This window comes from Calothrix sp. NIES-3974, assembly GCF_002368395.1.
Classification (GTDB): Bacteria; Cyanobacteriota; Cyanobacteriia; order Cyanobacteriales; family Nostocaceae; genus NIES-3974.
The window spans coordinates 817291-834205 of sequence record NZ_AP018254.1; the positions used below are offsets into that span (position 1 = coordinate 817291).

Genomic DNA, 16915 nt, shown 5'->3' on the forward strand with positions numbered 1-16915 from the left:
TCGTTACTTGGAGGATGTTTGAAAAGTGTCAATAAATGCTTTCTTAATCATCTTCTGGAATACAGTAAAGAAGCTCAAAAGGTATATTTATTATTATCGACTACTCGTGATTCCCGTCCAGACGCGACATGTCACGTCTCCCCTACTCCCAAAAAACAAGCTTCTTAAGTATTAAAAGCGACTTTTCAAACAGTCTCTTAAGACCTATAACTTACTTGCTCAAAATCCAGGATTTTGTATCCTTAGATAGGATAGTAATTGTGATGTTCTGGGATGATGATTTTATAGATTCACTTTGAGTAAACAAAAATCTCTAATATCAAATTCCAAATTTCACAATTAATGAAGACAAAACCGTTATATCAACAAGCAAATTTTTACTGGTTATGGTTAGGACAAACGGTGATTTTATGTGCAGTTCAATTTTGGGTTGTTGCTTTAACTTGGTTTGTTTTGGAAGAGACTGGTTCAGGTATCGCAATTGGCACTGTTTTGATGGCTGCGGCAATTCCCAGGGTTATATTTACGTTAATTGCGGGAGTAATAATTGACCAATTTGCGGCGAATCGGGTGGCGACAATGGCTGCATTAGGTGTAACTTTAATTGTGGAAATCACGAGTGTTTTCTTATTTCTAATTTCTTTTAATTGGAGTTTCTTAATAATTTTTTTTGCTTTATTTGGAACCTTGGAGGCATTAATTTATCCTGCTTTATTAACTATGTTACCGCGCTTGGTGGATAAATCACAGTTAGCAACAGCAAATGCATTTTTAGGGGGAGGTGAACAGATTACAAATGTGATTGGCCCCACATTATCTGGTTTATTAGTTGGTAGTTTAGGATTGCCAGTTGCATTGCTGATTAATACAAGTTTATTTGCTATTGGGAGTTTATTTTTACAATTGATTGAACCTCCTGCTGAGATGAATATAACCATGAAAAATCCATTTAATGATACCCGTCAGCAACTAATAGAAGGGTGGAAATATGCATGGAATCATCAAGTAATTCGGATTTGTTTATTTGTTGCAGCCATGTTGAATTTTGCTATGTTAGGACCGATTGTGGTGGGGGGTGCAAAACTAGTAGAATCAAGATTTGCAGGAGATGCGATCGCCTATGGAAATTTCCTTGCAGCTTATGGTGTTGGTGCATTAGCAGGTGTGGTGGTTGCAGCAATTATTGGTCGGGTAAAACGAATTGGTTTGATGTTGGTGTGGTTATCTTGGTTACTGGGTGTGGGGATGATTATGTTGGCGTTTATTAATACTTTTTGGCTTGCCTATGTAATTCTAGTTTGTATGGGATTTGCTGGGGGTATTGTCAGCATTTTGGCAATTACTTGGTTACAGGAAAAAACCGAAATATCCATGCAGGGAAGGGTAATGAGTTTATTAACATTTGCTGCGATCGCTCTTGATCCATTTTCCCAAGCTTTGTCTGGGTTTTTATTAGAAATTAATCTTCCGACCCTGTTTATTTCCGCAGGAATTATCATGTTGTTTACGGGTTCAATTACCTATACCAGTCCCGCAGTTTATCTTCGTAGTTAGTCAACTGGATTTCTCAAAAATTCTCAAATTTGAAGGAAGTGGGGAATAGGGAGTAAAAATAAAATTAAGCTAAGAGGCTGTTCTCTGAAAATATGAGAGGTTTCTGGCTTTTCCACAAATATATATCAACAAATACGGGGAAGAATGCGGAAACTATTTAAAAGAACACCCCTTGCTTGGCGACAATTAATGAAGGAAAAAACACGTCTTTTAGTCGCAGTTGCAGGGATTACCTTTGCCGATATTTTGATGTTACTGCAAATGGGTTTTGAAGGTGCATTATACGATGCTGCTATTCAACCCCATCGACAATTGCAAGCTGATTTAGTCTTAATTGACCCGCAGATGCAAACTTTATTTGCAGTTAAAAGTTTTCAACGTCAAAGATTATATCAAACTTTAGCAGTAGAAAATGTAGAATCTGTCACACCTGTTTATATTGCTTCTGGTCAATGGCGAAATCCGGAAACCCGTTTAGAACGAACCATTTTGGTGTGGGGTGTAGACCCCAGTAAACAAACCTTTAAAATGGCAGATGTGAATCAAAATTTAGACAAAATCAAGCCGTTAAATACGGTTTTATTTGATATTGCTGGTCGTCCTGAATATGGTGTGAATGGTGATGATTTTCAGAAATCAGGTAAATTTAGTACGGAATTAAATGGTAAAAATGTCCAAGTTAAAGGATTATTTGTTAATGGTGCTTCCTTTGCTGCCGATGGAAATATTATTACGAGTGACTCCACTTTTTTAAATCTATTTTCAGCTAGCGATCGCAATCAAATTCAGGTAGGATTAATTAAGCTAAAACCTAATAGCAATATTCCTGCTGTTCAACAGCAAATTGACCGACTATTACCCAATGATGTATTAGTTTTGAGTGTGGAGGAATTTGCCCAAATCGAAAAGAAATATTGGGCAGATGGTACAGCAATTGGATTTATTTTTGGTTTGGGTGTAGGGGTTGGCTTTATTGTGGGAATTGTGATTGTTTATCAAATTTTGTACTCGGATGTTTCCGAACATTTACCAGAATACGCAACATTAAAAGCAATGGGTTATACTGACCGGTATTTACTGACCGTGTTAATGCAGGAATCATTAATCCTAGCTGTATTGGGTTATATTCCGAGTTTTGTGTTAACTTTAGGTTTGTACTATGCGGCATCTGTTGCTACTATGTTACCAATTGCCATGACTGTAGAAAGGGCAATTAATGTGTTTATCTTGACGGTAGTTATGTGTAGTATTTCTGGAGCGGTGGCTATGCGTAAGTTACGTTCGGCTGACCCAGCAGATATTTTTTAAATTAATTCATTTAAATTAATTCATAATTAATAGATAATACCCACTACGCGGGTATTACGTAGGCGTAGCCTTGCCGTAGGCTATTAAGAATTACGAATTACGAATTACGAATTATAAAGCATTAACGATATAACTCATTCCCACTCCCCACTCCCCATTTATTAGTCATAAATCATCACCACAAAGTCATCTTTTATGTTTGACCAAAACTTAAATTCAGAACCAGCGATCGCTATCTACCAACTGAATCACTTTTTTGGGACAGGTGCATTACGTAAGCAAGCTTTATTTGATATTAATTTGGAAATCCAAGCTGGAGAAATTGTCATCATGACCGGACCCTCTGGTTCCGGGAAAACAACTTTACTAACTTTAATGGGTGGTTTACGTTCTGCACAAATAGGTAGTCTGAAAATTCTTGGTCAGGAAATTTGTGGTGCAAATAAACATCAATTAACTCAACTCAGACGCAATATCGGTTATATTTTCCAAGCTCATAATTTAATGACTTTTCTGACTGCAAAGGAAAACGTCCGTATGTCCCTGGAACTCCACGAACAATATTTAGCTGGAGACCCAAATGCAAAAGCTGAGGAAATGCTTACATCTGTTGGTTTAGAAGAACGAATGGATTATTATCCAGAAAGTTTATCTGGAGGACAACGACAACGGGTTGCGATCGCTCGTGCTTTAGTTAGTCATCCGAAAATTGTCCTTGCAGATGAACCGACAGCAGCACTTGATAAGAAATCTGGACGGGATGTGGTGGAATTAATGCAAAAACTAGCGAAACAGCAAGGTTGTACAATTTTACTCGTCACCCACGACAACCGGATTTTAGACATTGCTGACCGAATTATCTATATGGAAGATGGAAAATTGGTCAGTGATGGTGTTGATGTTGCCATGAAAGTAAAATAAACTGGCTGAAAGTCAACAAATATATCGACAGAAATAATTACATATTAGTATTTAGGCTAGGTAATGCTGAGTAAGAGCTTCAAGTCAAAGTTTTGTATAATGAATTTTGTCTCACCACTTACTTACTAAAGTCAAAAGATAATCCCCGCAAACTCTCCTGTATCCTGAATTCTCATCCCAAATACCGCATCAAAATCGATTCTAACTGCACAATCCCAATTGGTTTACTCAGTACGTCATTCGCACCTGCGTATAAAAACTGTTGACGTTCGCTAATTGCTGTCGGAGTCACCACAATTACAGGTAGAAAATCTAAATCCGGTTGTTGTCGCAATTCCTGTAATAAATCCATTCCACTCACGTTACCAGATAGGTGAATATCCAGTAAAATTAAATCTGCATCAAATTCCCGTACTCGTGCTAAAAAATCTTCCCCATCAGCGCTAATTTCAACCTGATAACCAATTGTTTGCAGGTAATCCTGTAATAAAATCGCCGTATTTTCTTCATCTTCAACTAAAAAAATACGCTTAGGTTGAACCGGTTGCTGTGGAAAACCATTTTGATTAGATACTTGGTTTTCTAAATATTCATGGTTAAGATTCCAGGAATCAAACATATTACTGTTGAGCGCATTAATCTCACTTTGCTCATGGTGGGGTAAAAGTAAGGAAAATTTACTTCCCTTACCAACAGCTGACTCAACTATTACATCCCCCCCATGTAAACGCGCAAGTTTTCTCGTCAAAGCTAATCCTAAACCTGTACCTTCATACTGTCGATTCAAATTACTATCAACTTGGGTAAAAGGTTCAAATAATAAATCAAAATTACTAGGGTCAATTCCAATTCCCGTATCCACAACATGAAAATACAGACATTTCTCAATTTTTTCCACGATTAACTGCACCTGACCAGATGCGGTAAACTTAATCGCATTGGTCAACAAATTTAACAACATCTGCTTGAGACGACGCTCATCCGCAACACAATTTTCCACATCTGTACGAATTTCCGAGATTAATTCTAACCCTTTGGCAACAGCGCGATCGCGTACTGTGGAAATCACATAATTACAGATATCAACAATGGGAATCGGTATTAAACATAACTCTTCTTTCCCCGCTTCCACCTTCGATAAATCGAGAATATCGTTAATCAGAGCCAATAAATGCTCCCCACTCGAATAAATACAATTAATATATTCCAATTGCTTCTCATTTAATTCCCCGACAATTTTTTGCTGGAGCAACTGAGACAATCCCATAATCGCATGGAGGGGAGTGCGTAACTCGTGACTCATCGTTGCGAGAAACTCGCTTTTAGCTCGATTTCCCGCTTCCGCAGCTTCCTTTGTTTTGCGTAACTTAAACTCAGCCTGTTTGCGATCGCGAATATCTTCTATCATGGCTAAATAATAAGCGGGTTCTCCACTTATGTTAGGAATCAACGACAAATTCAAATTTGTCCAAACTAAACGACCATCTTCACGAATCAATCGACGCTCCATTTCTAACCGTTCAAGAGGATAGGAAACCAATTGTTGATAAACTTCTAAATCACCCGGTGCGCAACTAATTAAATCTGTAAAACGTTTACCAAATAAGTCATTACGCTCGTAATTCAGTAGCTTACATAATGCGGGGTTTACATCTACTAAATGTCCCGTCATATCAATTAAGCCAATTCCCAGGGAAGAACGTTCAAAAATAGCTCGAAAATGGGATTCAGGTTTAGTCACCATTACCAAATCATTTTGTCTACAGCGACGCTGGTAAGCTGCAAGCAAATGATAGCGTAAACTTGCTCTATCTAATTTTGATAAACATAAATAATCCGTAGCTCCGTGACCTAATATATCTTCGATAATTGTTTCATCTTGGTGAAAAGCAACCACAATGATTGGTAAATCAAGTACTAATAAATGTATCTGGGTAATTAACTGTAAATCAGGTTCTACTTGTTGGGAAAAATCGAGAATGATTATATCAAATTTATGGATATGTAAATGGGGAAATAACTTAATTTTTGTAATATCCAAATACTCCTGTTGTCCATTTGCTTGTGAAGTCCGTGGATAATTCTCAAAATCAATCAAAAACTTCCTTTCACTATCTTCTTGGTTAATTTTTGTCAACAAATCAACGAAATCACTCCCACTGTGATTTTGACTATTCTCCAGGTGATACGCCAAGCTTAAAGCCTCTGGCTGATGGCTATCTTTCCCTTCTGTTGAATTTAAATCCTTATACGTATTATTAAAAACTAGTACTTTAATCGGTTTTGATATCATAACTGCCACCCTTTGCACCGTTCGAGAATTTCCACCTTCGTTCAATTAGCAATTAGATACACATATTTGACGACCAATTCCGTAAGTATAAATACATATAAAATAAACGATTCTGATTAACATGACATTAAGATAACAACTTCAAAAGATGATTTTTGCTGCATGGTGTGACACTTATATTTCTCAACTTAGCTGGATACATCCTGTTTTCCTATCTCAAAATCATAGGGGTAAATACTCGCTAAACTATAAATATTTCTTCCGAAATCAGTTAAGTAAATTAAAAATTTGCCAAAATGTAATTACCAGCAATTTCAACAGGTGCAGCAATGATCGAAGATGCCAGAATAGTTTCACTTATCCCCAGTGGGACAGAGATTTTAGCTGCATTAGGTTTAAGCGATCGCCTTGTCGGACGCTCCCACGAATGCGATTATCCCCCAGCAATCCAAAATCTTCCAGTTTGTACTCAACCCCGTCTCGATTCTGACCTATCCTCAGAAGCGATTAACGCTAATGTCAATCAATTACTTCGCTCTGCCCTCAGTATATACGACATTAAAATAGACACTTTAAAATCACTCCAACCCACCCACATTATTACCCAAGACCAATGTCAAGTATGTGCTGTTAGTCTGCAAAACGTCAAAGACGCTGTATCTGAAGTTATCACACCCTTACCCCAAATTATCTCGTTACAACCCCTTGTTTTGAAAGATGTCTGGAAAGATATAGAGGAAGTAGCCAGGATTTTCCAAGTCGATGCGGTGAAATTATTAGAAAACTTGGAATCACGGGTAAAAATCGTCCATACTCGAACCAAGGGACTTGCTCAGTCAGAAATTCTCCCCTCTGTCCTCTGCATTGAATGGAACGAACCCCTCATGGTCGCAGGGAACTGGATTCCTGAATTAGTCCAAATTGCCGGAGGAAAACCCCTATTGAGTCAAATAGGGAAACACTCACCAAGGATTGAATGGGAAGACGTGGTAACTTATGATCCAGATATTATCATCTTCATGTCCTGTGGATTGAATTTAGAACAAACTCGTCACGACACCCAACGTACAGTTACCCAAAAACCCGAATGGCAAAACTTACGTGCAGTCCGTAATCAACGGGTTTATGTCACAGACGGAAATGCTTACTTTAATCGTCCTGGTCCACGCTTAGTTGATTCCTTAGAAATCCTTGCAGAAATTATCCACCCAGAAATATTTCTGTATAATTACCAGTATCGAGGTTGGGATTATTTGTAATTGGTAGAGACGACCTGTGGGGTCGTCTCTACGGGTTTTGTGTCAAAATGATTTAATTAAAAATTAATATGCGAATACAGAGAAAGTCGTTCAAGTTCAAGGCATAACTTTAGAAAGATTTTTAGAAATAAATCAAATTGAGCAAGTTGATTTATTAAAAGTTGATATTGAAGGTGCAGAAATAGAATTATTTAATTCCCTGAGTGACAGCACAATCACGAAGATAAAACAAATCAGTGTTGAATTTCACGATTTTCTCACCTATCTAGATAATATGGGTCAGAGAATTCAAGCAATTAAAGCCAAATTGCAACAACTGGGATTTGCTTGTCTTGTTTATACAATTACCTGTCACGAAGACCTTCTTTTTCTCAACCAGAATTATTGTAATTTATCCACTTGGGAACTTTTTTATTATGGATTTATTGATAAATATAAACAAGCATTCATGCGCAGGTTTTTAAAAACCACACCTCATCCAAATTGAAAACATTAGTTTTGGAGGAGGAAATAGGGAACCCAATAAATAGGTTTTCATTGAGTTTTCTCTGTAGATACTTGCTTAAACTCCTCCGGAATTAAACCATTTAATTCTCGCACAAAACTGAGGATTTTTTGGCGTTGTGCTTCCAGATTTACCGCAACATTAATATTAGTTTGGGCTATTTTTTGTCGTAATTCACCCAACTTAACCACATCCAGTTTATTCTGTCCATCCTTCACTTGTCCAAGGGCGTTAGCCGCTTCCTGTAAACGGACATTAGCCATGCCAAAATTACGCTGATCTAAATCTACAGCACTTTCAAACAAAGCGGCACGAGCCTGCATTAAATAACTCCGATTTTGTAGCAGATTAACTTGTTGTTGACTAACTTGTAACTCCTGGTTAATTTTGTTAATTTGCTCCTCTCCAGAATCAACCGATTTACTGCCTTGCCACCAACCGAAAGCATATAACACAGCGCCAGCAACAATAGCTGCTAGGAAACCAATAGCAATTAATTTTACCTTACTTGTTAACAAACCTTTAGGAGTATCTTCGATTTTATTCATGGTAGATAGAGTGAGTAGGGAGTAGGAGAAAAATTAACAGCACCCTAGCATTTTTATCCTTGATTGTGTCAAATCTCGATGGGAGATTAACTTGAATTTAATAGAATCAGCTACTTGACCGTACTTTCTACGCTACCATAACGGCGATCGCGTTGTTGGTAAGCTCGTAAAGCCAGATACAACTCACTACGGTTAAAATCAGGCCATAATGTATCCGTCACGTAAATTTCCGTATAGGCGATTTGCCAAAGTAAAAAATTACTCACCCGCATTTCCCCACTGGTACGAATGAGTAAATCCGGGTCGCCGATGTCCGCCGTATACAAATACTTCTCAAACAAAGCCTCATCAATTTGCTCCGGTTTCACTAAACCCTGTTCCACTAATTTAGCGATCGCTTGACAAGCATGGATAATTTCCTGCCTTCCACCATAGTTGGTAGCAATTGTAAAACGAATACCTCGGTTATTACGGGTTTCCTCCGTTGCTTGGGCAATTTGCTCTTGCAGGGAAGTTGGTAAGGAGGCCAAATGTCCCGCAAATTGGATGCGGACACTTTCCTCCATCATTTCCCGTAGTTCTTGGCGCAGCACAACCTGAAACAAAGACATCAAAAAATCAACCTCTTCATGAGGACGTTTCCAATTTTCCGTAGAAAATGCATAGGCAGTTAAAGCCCCGATTCCCCAATCATTACAAGTTCGGAGAATTTCCTTCAAGGAGTCCACACCACGTTTATGACCCATAACTCGCGGTAGACCCCGACGTTTGGCCCAGCGGCCATTTCCATCCATAATCACCGCAACGTGTTTAGGAAGTAATTCTGGTTTGAGATCCGATGGTAAAACTCGCTGTTCTGTTTGTTGTGCTGTCATTTTTTCTTCCGAGAAGCGGTCGATGGTAATCCGAGTAAACGCGAAATGACAAAGAAGGCTTTGCTGCGTACTTGTCGTCCCAAACCGAGTAAATCCGTGGCCACAGCTTCGCGATCTACACTGGGAGACAATTTATCCTCTAGGGATTCTTTCAGTTTGGTAATCGTCAGTGGTCGATTTAAATTTCCCCTTTCAGCCAGGGAAATCGAACCGGTTTCTTCCGATACAACCACACAGATACAATTTTCGACTCGCTCAGTAATTCCCATAGCCGCCCTGTGGCGTGTTCCCAACTGACGCGAGGCTGTACGCCCTGAAAGCGGTAAAATTATACCTGATGAAACTATACGCGAGCCACGTATCAATGTAGCACCATCATGTAAAAGTGTCTTCGGCTGAAAAATCGTTTGGATTAACTCCTTAGATACCTCAGCATTTAATTTCACACCGGGAACAGAAAAATCCCGTTCATCGATTAGTCCGCTAGTTTCGATAATTATGAGCGCCCCAATCCGATTTTTGGATAGTTCTCGAACCGCCTCAACAATTTCGTCAACTACGCTATCGGATTTGGGAACCGCTAAACTGGAAGTTTGAAACAACTGTCCAAACTCTCCCCGTCCTAAACGTTCCAAAAACCGGCGAAATTCAGATTGTAAAGCCACAGCCATTGCCACCGCACAACCAATCACCAATTTTTCCAGAACAAAATTGAGTAGTTCTAAACCTAACTGATGGCTGAGTGCAGACGCTAGCATTAAAAGAATAAATCCCCGCACCATCCACAGTGTTCGACGTTCATTAATCAGGACTAGCATCATGTATGTCAACGTCAACACTAAGACGATATCCAGAGCCTTTAGCAGCAAAGACTGGGACACGAAATATGTCAGCCATTGCTTCCACCAATCTCCCATGACATCTGGATCAAATATTTTGTCCTTAAACAATAATTAAATTCAGCAAAGTATATCAGTAAGGATAGTAATCAAGGTAATGAAAATTTTAATTTTTGCTTAAACTTTTCATCTTGGCCCATCCTTACCTTAATATTCCTATCGCTGGAGAAGTTTTTCCGGTAAATTATCGTTAGCAATTAATTCTTGATAGGTTTCCCGGCGCAAAATCACATTTGCTTCGCCATCTGCCACTAATACCGCCGCCGGCCGAGGCAAACGGTTGTAATTAGAAGCCATACTGTAATTGTAAGCACCCGTAGCTAAAACGACGAGAATATCTCCGGCTTGGGTGGGTGGTAATTGGGCATTTTTGATCACCACATCTCCTGACTCGCAATGCTTCCCAGCCACTGTGACTGTTTCTGTTGCCGGAACACTCATTTTATTGGCGACCACGGCTCGATATACTGACTGATAGGTTATCGGACGGGGGTTATCGGACATACCACCATCCACTGCGACGTAGGTGCGAATATCTGGCACAGTTTTTGAGGAACCAACTGTATAAGCTGTAACACAAGCCGTCCCAATCAGCGATCGCCCGGGTTCCGATAATAATTTGGGTAAGGGTAAATTCTCCGCTTCACAGGCTGCTTGAACAACTTCACAAATGGGCTTCACCCATTCGGCAATGCTTGGAGGGTCATCAGTTTCTGTATATTTAATTCCTAACCCACCACCAACGTTTAACTCACCCACATGTAATCCAAAACTGGCAGCCTTAGATAACCACTCCACCATTACTGCTGCCAAGTCACGGTGGGGTTGGCGTTCAAAGATTTGGGAACCAATATGGGCATGTAAACCAATACAATTCAACACCGGGTTATCACGGACAAAGGCAAATACATCATCCAATTCATTGGGGTCAAAACCAAATTTACTATCTAAATGACCGGTACGAATGTATTCATGGGTGTGACATTCGATTCCCGGAGTCAACCGTAACATCACCGGGATGGGAGCTTGGGCTTGTTGACCCAATTCCACCAGCATTTGAAGTTCGTGCCAATTATCGGCTACAATATTGCACCCCGACTCAATCCCCAATTTTAACTCCTCCAGGGATTTATTATTGCCGTGGAAATAAATTACCTCCGGTTTGACTCCTGCTTGCAGAGCTGTATATAATTCTCCTCCGGAAACCACATCAATACCCAAACCCTCACTATGGGCGATCGCGCAAACAGCTAAACAACTCCAAGCCTTGGAGGCATACAAAACCTGAGATTCACCGGGATAGTATTGTTGAAAGCGATCGCGATACTGACGGCAAGTCGTGCGTAAGGTTTGCTCATCCAGAATATACAGGGGTGAACCAAACTTTTCTACTAACGCTTTCACGTCACACCCACCAATTTCTAAGTGGTCATCCTGATTGACACGGGCCGTTAATGGTAAAAGTTGTTGATTAGGAGATGTATGGGAATTTACATCCTGTGATATATATTGACTACCAGATTGTTCAACCCTGATGGGGTGCGTCGAAACCATAGCGATATTATTGTATTTGAAACTACCAAAAATACTACTTCAAACAGAATACACAATTTTGAGAAGGTGATTTTGCCCTCTCCCTGCTTGATTATTCTGAATGCAGTAGATAATAAAGATTCTATTATCCTTTAGAAAATCCAAATATCGCGAATGAACATCGCGAATCTCGAACTCCAGCATCTCAACCATTCCCACATCAGCATGATTCTCGAAATCGATCGTGCTTGTTTTGGTGGTTTGTGGACAATCGAAGCCTATCAACGGGAACTAGATAGCCCCAACAGCGACATTATCGGCGTGATCGCTACACCCTCATCCCTCAGCTTGTTGGGAATCGCCTGTGTTTGGTCAATTCTCGAAGAAGCTCACATTACCATTTTGGCCGTTCATCCCCAATATCAAGGTCAGGGACTAGGACAACTGCTGCTGTGGGGTTTATTGCAAATTGCCCACGAACGTAGCTTAGAACGAGCTACCCTAGAAGTCAGAGCTTCCAACAAAGCGGCAATTTCCCTCTACCGAAAATTCGGCTTTCAAACCGCCGGACGCAGGAAACGCTATTACCAAGATAACGGTGAAGATGCCCTAATCCTGTGGCGTGGCGACCTCCAACGTCCCCATTTTCCCCAACAACTCGACCAATGGCAAGACTCGATTCGCGATCGCCTACGCGTCTACCATTGGCATTTGATCCCGGAATTCGGTTAGGAAGGGAGTAGGGAATGCTGGGGAGCATACCTAAATTCTGTCTCCTGACGACCCTATTCCCAATCCCTTCACCTTCCACTTAACAATTCTTTACCTCTTATTATTACAATTAATGAAATTTAATCGATAAAGCTTTATACATTTAAAAAAATCATAATGTTTATTTAGGGCTTGACAAAAGTAAGGTTTTCATATATAAATTTATACTTGGTGATGTATAAGTCAACTTAGCAAAAGCGGCTAAATTTGTTTAAAAGTCTTATAAATAGATATTTTCGACGTATCTCCTCAGTATGTCATGACGACGAGAGTATAAAAAAAAAGAAAAATTTCCCCTAAACTTGGGTGACAAGGTACGGATATCTGAAACTTGATACAGACATCCATTGGATTTTGCTGTGCTAAAATCAGCGTACCGGCACGACGCAGGTGATGGGAAAAATGCCATGTTTGAACGCTTCACAGAAAAAGCCATTAAGGTGATAATGCTCGCTCAAGAAGAGGCACGCCGTCTTGGGCATAATTTCGTCGGAACCGAGCAGATCCTCCTGGGTCTAATTGGCGAAGGAACCGGCGTGGCGGCTAAGGTGCTGAAGTCAATGGGAGTTAATCTCAAAGACGCTCGCATCGAAGTGGAAAAGATCATAGGTCGAGGATCTGGATTTGTTGCGGTGGAAATACCATTTACACCCAGAGCAAAACGAGTTCTCGAACTGTCGCTTGAAGAAGCACGCCAGTTAGGACACAACTACATCGGTACTGAGCATCTGCTGTTGGGCTTGATCCGCGAAGGGGAAGGTGTGGCAGCACGGGTGCTTGAGAATCTCGGCGTAGACCTGTCTAAAGTGCGTACTCAAGTGATTCGGATGTTGGGCGAGACTGCGGAGGTTGCTCCCGGTGGTTCGTCGAGTCGGACAAAAACGCCGACCCTCGATGAATTTGGCTCGAATCTGACGCAAATGGCGACTGATGGCAAGCTTGATCCAGTAGTAGGACGTGCCAAAGAAATTGAGCGCGTGATTCAGATATTGGGTCGGCGAACCAAGAACAACCCAGTTCTAATCGGGGAGCCAGGCGTTGGGAAGACAGCGATCGCCGAAGGATTAGCATCGAGAATTGCCAACAAGGATGTTCCGGATATCCTCGAAGACAAGCGGGTTGTAACGCTTGATATTGGATTACTCGTCGCTGGAACTAAATACCGGGGTGAATTTGAAGAGCGCCTGAAGAAAATCATGGATGAGATTCGTCAGGCAGGAAACGTTATTTTAGTTATTGACGAGGTTCACACATTAATCGGTGCAGGTGCGGCAGAAGGAGCAATCGACGCTGCCAATATCCTCAAACCAGCGCTCGCACGCGGCGAATTACAGTGTATTGGTGCAACCACACTAGATGAGTATCGCAAACACATCGAACGGGATGCAGCCTTGGAACGCCGTTTCCAACCAGTAATGGTGGGTGAGCCGACGGTTGATGAAACCATCGAAATTTTATACGGATTACGCGATCGCTACGAGCAGCATCATAAACTCAAGATTTCTGATGAGGCTTTAGTTGCAGCCGCGAAATTATCCGACCGTTATATTTCAGACCGTTATTTACCCGACAAAGCCATCGACTTAATCGATGAAGCGGGTTCGCGGGTACGTTTAATAAATTCCCAATTACCCCCAGCAGCGAAGGAACTCGACAAGGAACTGCGGCAAATTCTCAAGCAAAAAGACGATGCAGTGCGTTCCCAGGATTTTGATCGAGCTGGCGAATTGCGCGATCGCGAGATGGAAATTAAAGCCGAAATTCGCACCATTGCCCAAAGTAAAGCTTCTGGAAGCAAAACCGAAGGTGATGAACCCGTTGTCACCGAAGAAGATATTGCCCACATTGTGGCATCTTGGACAGGTGTTCCCGTCAACAAATTGACCGAATCCGAATCCGAGAAATTACTGCACATGGAGGATACACTCCACCAACGTCTTATCGGTCAGGAAGATGCGGTCAAAGCCGTATCACGGGCAATTCGTCGCGCTCGCGTCGGTTTGAAGAACCCCAACCGTCCCATTGCTAGCTTTATTTTCTCTGGTCCAACGGGGGTTGGTAAAACCGAGTTAACCAAATCCTTGGCAGCTTACTTCTTTGGTTCGGAAGAAGCGATGATTCGCCTAGATATGTCCGAGTACATGGAACGTCACACCGTCAGCAAACTGATTGGTTCGCCTCCAGGTTACGTTGGCTACAACGAAGGCGGTCAGTTAACGGAAGCAGTACGTCGTCGTCCATACACAGTGGTATTATTCGACGAAATCGAAAAAGCCCACCCCGACGTATTCAACATGTTGCTGCAAATCCTGGAAGACGGTCGGTTGACCGATGCGAAGGGTCGGACAGTGGACTTTAAAAACACCTTGATTATTTTGACCTCGAACATCGGTTCTAAGGTGATTGAAAAAGGTGGTGGTGGAATTGGTTTCGAGTTAGCCGAAGATGAAAGCGAATCCCAATACAACCGCATTCGCGCTTTAGTTAACGAAGAACTGAAAAACTACTTCCGTCCTGAGTTCCTCAACCGTCTGGACGAAATTATCGTCTTCCGTCAACTTAACAAGCAGGAAGTTACGGAAATTGCCGCAATTATGCTCAAGGAAGTATTTGGAAGGTTAACCGAAAAAGGTATTACCCTAGAGGTTTCCGACCGCTTCAAAGAGCGTTTAATCGAGGAAGGTTACAGCCAATCCTACGGAGCGCGTCCCTTACGTCGAGCGATTATGCGTTTGCTTGAAGATAGTTTGGCAGAAGAGATTCTCTCTGGACGAATTAAAGAGGGTGACACAGCTGTTGTCGATATCAACGAAGCAGGTAATGTAGTCGTTCGTTCCGAGCAGCGTCGCGAACTGTTGACACCTGGGGTTGAATCATAATTGAAACCAAAGTTGATTTAAACCAGATTTGATGGAAATCGGGAACGGTAGCAAAATCTATCTATTTGCTACCGTTTTTTGATGTTGTTCCCATTTAAGTAGGGTCTGCTGAATAAGTCTTTTAGTAGGGGTAGGGAATAGGGAGAGACGCGACATGTTGCGTCTGTGCAGGGAATAGTTTTACGCTTTCCCCTTCCACTTTTCAAAAGACCCAAAAAAATTACAAATGCCAGATTTTGAAGTTTTATATACCCATGTATTTGCATTTTTTTTCAGCCAAAATAGCCTCAACAGCTTACGATATGTAAAGTCTAACTATTTTTCGGCAAGCCCTAAGTAGGGTCTGCGGAAAAAGTCTGAAGCGTGAGGGTAATAATATTTTGTGTGCAAATGGGTATTAAACGCTTGAAATAAATGAAACTAGAATAGTCAAAGGTTATAGCCCCTGATACGTAGCGACCATTAGCGTAAACAACATAACTCACATTCCAATTTTTTGATAATATCTAAAAGGTAAAAAGCTCGGAATAAAATTTAAATTTTGCCAGTAATGTCCAAAGAAGCGATAATACCTATCAACCAATTTACTAGCCTATCAAAAGTCCGAAATAACCTCAAAAAAAGGTAGATGCTTATCCGTGTATTTACTGATAAACAAGCTCAATATCGAAGCAAACTTGTTTATCAGTATACCTTGTACTGGATAATGAGCAACTAAATGATATTATTCTGCTAATTAATTAACATTATGTAACAAAATAGCAAATGTGCCGAAAGCTGATTCAATCAACTTAATTTACTTGATTGATGCAAAGCCAACAGGAAATAGGCAACAGACAAAAGTAAAATAACTACTCTCATTCATTCTGGTCTAAGTAGTACATAAGAGTTACCTAATCCAAAATCTAAAATCCAAAATCCTATGACTTCCCAGGAAAATCAAGTTGAAAAGAACAGAACCAACTCCCTATGGCAAAACATCAAAGAAAATATTAGCTTAATTGCGATCGCGCTCATCCTAGCTTTTTTAATTCGTACATTTATCGCCGAACCCCGTTACATTCCTTCCGAATCAATGGTTCCCACTTTGTTTGCGGGGGATAGACTAGTTGTGGAAAAGGTATCCTATCGCTTGCAGGAACCGAAATTTGGAGATATTATTGTCTTTGAACCCCCAGCAGAATTACAGCGTCGCGGTTACGGGAAAGACCAAGCATTTATTAAACGGATTATTGGTCAACCAGGTCAAAAAATTGCGGTGAAAAATGGGGTAGTTTACCTGGATGGTAAACCTTTGCAAGAAAATTATATTGCTGAACCAGCAAATCAACCCTTTGCGGAAGTTCAAATTCCCCCTCACCAATATTTTGTCATGGGGGATAACCGTAACGACAGCAACGACTCCCGCTACTGGGGATTTTTACCCCAAGAAAATATTATTGGTCACGCAGTGTTTAGATTTTGGCCATTAAATCGAATGGGAAGAATTTAGGGTTTGATTCCCTTTTTTCTCCCCTACTCCCTATTCCCTAGAAATTTTAGGGATTTGTAAACAATGGCGAATTAAAAT

12 protein-coding genes and 1 pseudogene are annotated in these 16915 nt (G+C 40.8%); 8 read left to right on the forward strand and 5 right to left on the reverse strand.

Annotated features, from left to right (window positions below; all coding sequences use genetic code 11):
* The first annotated feature begins 342 nt into the window (after positions 1–342).
* From CDC37_RS03190 to CDC37_RS03200, 3 genes are all read left to right on the forward strand, one after another.
* The gene (locus CDC37_RS03190; protein WP_096620457.1) at positions 343–1554 is read left to right on the forward strand and encodes an MFS transporter; all 1212 of its coding nucleotides are present in this window, start codon (positions 343–345) and stop codon (positions 1552–1554) included.
* A gap of 144 nt (positions 1555–1698) precedes the next feature.
* Positions 1699–2862 carry an ABC transporter permease DevC gene (gene devC, locus CDC37_RS03195; protein WP_096620458.1) on the forward strand — a complete coding sequence of 388 codons (1164 nt, stop codon included), beginning with the start codon at positions 1699–1701 and terminating at the stop codon, positions 2860–2862.
* A 195-nt stretch (positions 2863–3057) separates the two neighbouring features.
* Positions 3058–3783, forward strand: a complete 726-nt coding sequence (locus tag CDC37_RS03200; protein ID WP_096620459.1) for a DevA family ABC transporter ATP-binding protein — start codon at positions 3058–3060, stop codon at positions 3781–3783.
* 172 nt (positions 3784–3955) lie between these two features.
* On the opposite strand, the gene CDC37_RS03205 is transcribed toward CDC37_RS03200, so the two are convergent.
* Complete coding sequence (locus CDC37_RS03205; RefSeq protein ID WP_096620460.1) at positions 3956–6076, reverse strand: ATP-binding protein; 2121 nt, start codon at positions 6074–6076, stop codon at positions 3956–3958.
* 329 nt (positions 6077–6405) lie between these two features.
* Here CDC37_RS03205 and CDC37_RS03210 point away from each other — a divergent pair, with 329 nt between their 5' ends.
* Positions 6406–7335: a cobalamin-binding protein gene (locus CDC37_RS03210; RefSeq protein WP_096620461.1), complete on the forward strand. Its 930-nt coding sequence runs from the start codon at positions 6406–6408 to the stop codon at positions 7333–7335.
* A gap of 88 nt (positions 7336–7423) precedes the next feature.
* Positions 7424–7822: pseudogene (locus tag CDC37_RS25400) on the forward strand (FkbM family methyltransferase); the annotation flags it as partial.
* A 47-nt stretch (positions 7823–7869) separates the two neighbouring features.
* On the opposite strand, the gene CDC37_RS03220 reads toward CDC37_RS25400, so the two are convergent.
* The 4 genes from CDC37_RS03220 to lysA all read right to left on the reverse strand — a co-directional run bounded on the left by CDC37_RS03220 (position 7870) and on the right by lysA (position 11716).
* Entirely contained in the window at positions 7870–8388 is a 519-nt protein-coding gene (locus tag CDC37_RS03220; RefSeq protein WP_096620463.1) for a hypothetical protein, read from the reverse strand.
* Between the two features lie 110 nt (positions 8389–8498).
* Complete coding sequence (locus CDC37_RS03225; protein ID WP_096620464.1) at positions 8499–9263, reverse strand: isoprenyl transferase; 765 nt, start codon at positions 9261–9263, stop codon at positions 8499–8501.
* Complete coding sequence (gene cdaA, locus CDC37_RS03230; RefSeq protein WP_096620465.1) at positions 9260–10180, reverse strand: diadenylate cyclase CdaA; 921 nt, start codon at positions 10178–10180, stop codon at positions 9260–9262. The genes CDC37_RS03225 and cdaA overlap by 4 nt, the downstream gene beginning before the upstream one ends.
* Positions 10181–10318: 138 nt before the next feature.
* The gene (gene lysA / locus CDC37_RS03235) at positions 10319–11716 is read right to left on the reverse strand and encodes a diaminopimelate decarboxylase (protein ID WP_096620466.1); all 1398 of its coding nucleotides are present in this window, start codon (positions 11714–11716) and stop codon (positions 10319–10321) included.
* A gap of 153 nt (positions 11717–11869) precedes the next feature.
* Between lysA and rimI the strand changes: the two genes are divergently transcribed.
* The 3 genes from rimI to lepB all read left to right on the forward strand — a co-directional run bounded on the left by rimI (position 11870) and on the right by lepB (position 16837).
* Complete coding sequence (gene rimI, locus CDC37_RS03240; RefSeq protein ID WP_096620467.1) at positions 11870–12427, forward strand: ribosomal protein S18-alanine N-acetyltransferase; 558 nt, start codon at positions 11870–11872, stop codon at positions 12425–12427.
* Between the two features lie 446 nt (positions 12428–12873).
* Positions 12874–15345, forward strand: coding sequence for an ATP-dependent Clp protease ATP-binding subunit (locus CDC37_RS03245; protein WP_096620468.1), 2472 nt, complete (start codon positions 12874–12876; stop codon positions 15343–15345).
* A 922-nt stretch (positions 15346–16267) separates the two neighbouring features.
* Positions 16268–16837 (forward strand): signal peptidase I, encoded by a 570-nt coding sequence (gene lepB, locus CDC37_RS03250; RefSeq protein ID WP_096620469.1) that lies wholly within the window; start codon positions 16268–16270, stop codon positions 16835–16837.
* The last annotated feature ends 78 nt before the right edge of the window (positions 16838–16915 follow it).